2 protein-coding genes and 2 pseudogenes are annotated in these 4,408 nt (G+C 30.4%); all 4 read right to left on the bottom strand.

Annotated features, from left to right (window positions below):
• Positions 1–125: pseudogene (locus ABWO04_RS10030) on the bottom strand (response regulator); the annotation flags it as partial.
• 1 nt (position 126) lies between these two features.
• A complete protein-coding gene (locus tag ABWO04_RS10025; protein WP_353079573.1) occupies positions 127–2,814 on the bottom strand; it encodes an ATP-binding protein in 2,688 nt (895 codons plus the stop codon).
• Between the two features lie 331 nt (positions 2,815–3,145).
• Positions 3,146–3,361: a DUF6814 family protein gene (locus tag ABWO04_RS10020; RefSeq protein WP_291242863.1), complete on the bottom strand. Its 216-nt coding sequence runs from the start codon at positions 3,359–3,361 to the stop codon at positions 3,146–3,148.
• 21 nt (positions 3,362–3,382) lie between these two features.
• A pseudogene (locus tag ABWO04_RS10015) lies at positions 3,383–4,408 on the bottom strand (hypothetical protein); the annotation flags it as partial.

Below are 4,408 nucleotides of genomic sequence, written 5' to 3'. Positions count from 1 at the left end.
TTTACAATTTCTAATGCCTCTATTCCATCTCGAGCAATAAAAACTTCAAAATCATTTTTCTTAAAAGTATATTCTAATGACATTACAATATTGGGTTCGTCATCTACAATTAATATTTTTTTCATTTTAAATAGTATTATTTATAGGTAAAGTAAAAACTATACTTGCGCCATTTGCGCTTGGTTCTGCCCATATTTTACCTTTATGATATTCCATAATTTGTTTACAAATCGCTAATCCTAAACCACTTCCAACTGGTTTTTTTATGTTTTGATTGGTAGATTGATAAAATTTATCAAAAATAGCATCAAAATCATTCGGTTGTATTCCTTTTCCGTTGTCTTGCACGAAAGTATGAATAAAATTATTCTTTTCCTTAATTTGAATCGTAATTAAGCCATCGGTTTCTGGACAAAATTTAATGGCATTGGATACTAAATTGGTAATTACTTGCACGATTCTGTCTTCGTCATAAAAAGCAGTAACTACTTGTTTGCTTTCAATATGAATTGCAATGTGTTTATTTTTAATGAGTTGCTGTAAAGATTCTATAGATTTTTCAATCGTTTTTACTAAATTGTTCTGTGTAGGATGAATAATTTGTTTTCCAGTTTCAAATTTTTCTAAATCAAGAATTTTATCAATTAATCGGTTCAATCTATCGGATTCAGAAATAATATTTTGTAAAAACTGTTTTTTTAATTCATCTGGGATTTCATCATCATCGTGTAAAATTTCGCTTGCGGCTCTAATAGCGGTAATTGGCGTTCTTAATTCGTGCGTTACCGTATCCAAAAATTCATCTTTCTGTAGGTCTTTACTAATTAATGAAGCGTTGGCATCTTGAAGTTTAGCCGTAATAATCTTAAGTTCATTAGAGGTTTCTGTCAGTTTTTTGTTGACAATGATATTTTCTTTCGATTCTTCTAAAATTTTTAATACTTCAGGAAGCGAAATTTTTTCTTCTTTTACTACGCTGGATATTAAAATTCTGGCAGAAGCGGTTCCGATATGTCCTGTGAGTAAGTTTTCTGAAAATTTAATTAATCGCGCATCAGCTAATTCTACATCTTGGTCTACGTTGTATTTGACATTAAAAATATTCATGGCTCGTTTGGTACGTTCTTCACCTAAAAATCGAACCAAAACTTTTTCGATATCATTTCGATAAGCCGTTCCTTTCCAAATAAATGCATTTTCATGATTGGAACTGTATTTATTTATATCTACAAACATTTCAGCATAATTGCGTTCGCGATAATTTCCTTTAAAACTCACAGAAACAGCAAAATAAGTTACCCAATTAAACAATAAACTCCAAAACAAAGCATGCGGAATCGGATCTAAATAATCCAAACCAAATAATTGAAATGGTTTTAGAAGTTCTATATTTAAAAAACCATCTGTAATAAAAGTACTTCCACTATTTGAAGCACCAATACTATATGGAATTAATAGAGTAAATACACAAATAATAAATCCGATTAAAATTCCGTAAATAGCGCCTAATCTTGAACCTCTTCTCCAAAACAAAGCACCAAAAAAGGCAGGAGCCAATTGTGAAATGATTACAAATGCGACCAAACCAATAGAAACCAAATTATAGTTTAAACCAAAATACCTATAAATAAAATACGAAAGTATAATTAGCAAGAAAATACTAATTCTTCTACTATTTAAAATACTTTTACTACTTATTGTTTCGGCATTTTTTAACTTTCCAAGTAAACTATACGGAATTAAAATATTGTTAGTTACCATTGTTGATAGTCCAATAGACGAAACAACTATCATTGAAATAGCAGCAGAAAATCCGCCAAGGAAGACCAAAACAGTCAATGTTTTATTATCAAATAATTGAGGAATTAATAAGGAATAGGTGTCGGAGTTTACTTCTTGTCCATCAAATAAAATATTACCACCCCAAGCAATTGGATATACAAAAATATTGAACAGTAATAAATACAAAGGAAATAACCAAACAGCAGTATTTACGTGACCTTCGCGATTGTTTTCTACTACAGAAACATGAAATTGTCTCGGTAATAAAAAGATGGCAAACATAGATAGTAGGCAAAGTAAAAACCAATTAATGGCTTGAGGCAATCCTCCAATGGTATTTTTCGCTTGAAAATCTTTTAAAAGACTGGCTTTTTGATAAATGTCGTCAAAACCATCGAAAACGAAAAAAGTAACGTATACCCCAATTATAACAAAAAACACTAATTTCAGTATGCTTTCCATTGCAACGGCTGTTACAATTCCTTTTCTTTTTACCGAAGCATCTGCGTAACGCGTCCCATAATAGGAAGCAAATAAAGCCAGAGCTATTGCCACATAAGTAGTAATGTCATCAAAAATTGAGGAATTGACAGGTGTGTTTGAAACTACATGAAAGGTTTCTGTGATGGCTTTTAACTGCAAAGAAATGTAAGGAATAATTCCGGTTAAACATATTACAGTTACAATAGCCCCTAAGAAACGACTGTTTCCATAGCGTAATGATATAAAATCGGCAATACTTGCAATTTTATTAACACGGGAAATTCGAATTATTTTTTTTAATATTAATATCCAAGATGGCGCAATAATTATGGGTCCTAAATAAATTGGCAAAAAACTCAATCCATTATCAGCCGCTACTCCAACGCTACCATAATATGTCCAGGCAGTACAATAAACGGCTAAAGACAAAGAATAAACATACGGATTATTTGTCCATTTGCTATCATTGTTTTTTTCTGCCCAATGTGCGATATAAAACAAAATGGCCAAATAAAGGGATAGTATAATAAGTAAAAAAACACTATTCATTGTAACGAATCATTATAACTAATGAAATTAATATAGAAAGCAGCCAAGTAGAAAAAATAAAAATATAACTACTTGGAAAACCAAATATGCTTTTAGAAGAATCAAACAATAAAATAATTGGCATATTGAGACAAATGAGTAATACCATCGAAACAATTACTAATTTTTGTTGGTGTCTTTTTTTCATGTATTGGCATTATTTAAAGTTTTAAAAATACAGATTAATTTGAAAATAGTCAAATATTTAGATCTAATATTTTACAATTAAAAAAACCATCCCTAAAAATAGAGATGGTTTTTAACATTTATTATTAAAATTAAGTAGATTCGATTAGTTATCGTATTCACCTGATAAACAATATTTACCGAAAGTAAATAATCCGTATGCAATAAGTGGACACAATACAAAAGTATATATTATGGCAGGAACTAATTTTTCACCGCCTTCTTTCCACATACCTAACGCTTGATTGATAAATAAATAATATACTGCAACAGCACCAATAGCTATCCATACAATCCCTAAAATTCTTTTTATTTTATTCATTTTGTTATGTTTTTAAAGTTATTAATCGTGGACGTTTTTATCGTTTGATTTTAAGTAAACCACTCCGATAATCAAACAAACACCTGCTACAATAATTGGGTACCAAAGACCTTCTAAATACGGTTTATCAAATGGTAACGCATCACCTGCTTCTTTAGCAATATCATTTGCTTTCTTCGCATTTAACGCTAAGAAAGTAGCTACTGCTGGTAACAATCCACCAAATATACCGTTTCCAACGTGGTAAGGTAAACTCATAGAAGTATATCTAATTTTTGCTGGGAACATTTCAACTAAGAATGCTGCAATAGGTCCGTAAACCATTGTTACGAATAATACTTGAATGAAAACCATCCAAATTAAATGCCATTTAATATCATCTGTAATGTTTTTAGATACTTCCGTTCCATGTTTTAAACTTACACCTGCTGGATGACATTTAGCACCTGAACCTTCAGTGAACGATTTTAATTCAACAACCGCTAATGTATCAACTTTTGCTGGTTTTTCATCTGGTTTTAAACTGTTTTTAAGTTTAATAGTATTTACAGTTACAACAGAATCTTTAGTAGTATTAAATTTAATCCAAACTTCATTTTTAGCATTGGCTTTCGCGTCAAATTCTATCGCTTTTGCAGCATAAACCGTATCAATAGTAGTATAATGGAATTTTGCTCCTGTATTATATAATGAATCTGATTTTGTAGCAATAAGAATTTTTGTATTCTTAACTGTTGGATCTTTTTTATCTGCTGCCGTTTTAATTTCTGCTAATGGTGCTCCAATAACTTTACAGCTATCCAAAACTAATGTGTTACCATTTGCTTTCATTGATTTTTCACTTGCAGATTCGAACATTGAAGTATAAATTGGTCGATACGCAAATATAGCAATTAACATACCTGCCATCATAATCCATTTTCTACTCATTTTATCAGATAACCATCCAAATAATACAAAGAAAGGTGTACCTAATGCTAATGAAACCAACATAATGTTATCGGCAATATCTTTATCAATACTCATTGTTTTCTCAATGAAACTCAT

The organism is Flavobacterium sp., from assembly GCF_040382755.1.
Taxonomy (GTDB): Bacteria; Bacteroidota; Bacteroidia; order Flavobacteriales; family Flavobacteriaceae; genus Flavobacterium.
Note: the sequence above shows the minus strand (reverse complement) of the source record. Positions and strands in the feature narration are given on the sequence as shown.

Coding starts and splice junctions, on each gene's coding strand:
- ABWO04_RS10025 (WP_353079573.1), bottom strand. CDS start 2,814: ATGAATAGTGTTTTTTTACTTATTATACTATCCCTTTATTTGGCCATT.
- ABWO04_RS10020 (WP_291242863.1), bottom strand. CDS start 3,361: ATGAATAAAATAAAAAGAATTTTAGGGATTGTATGGATAGCTATTGGT.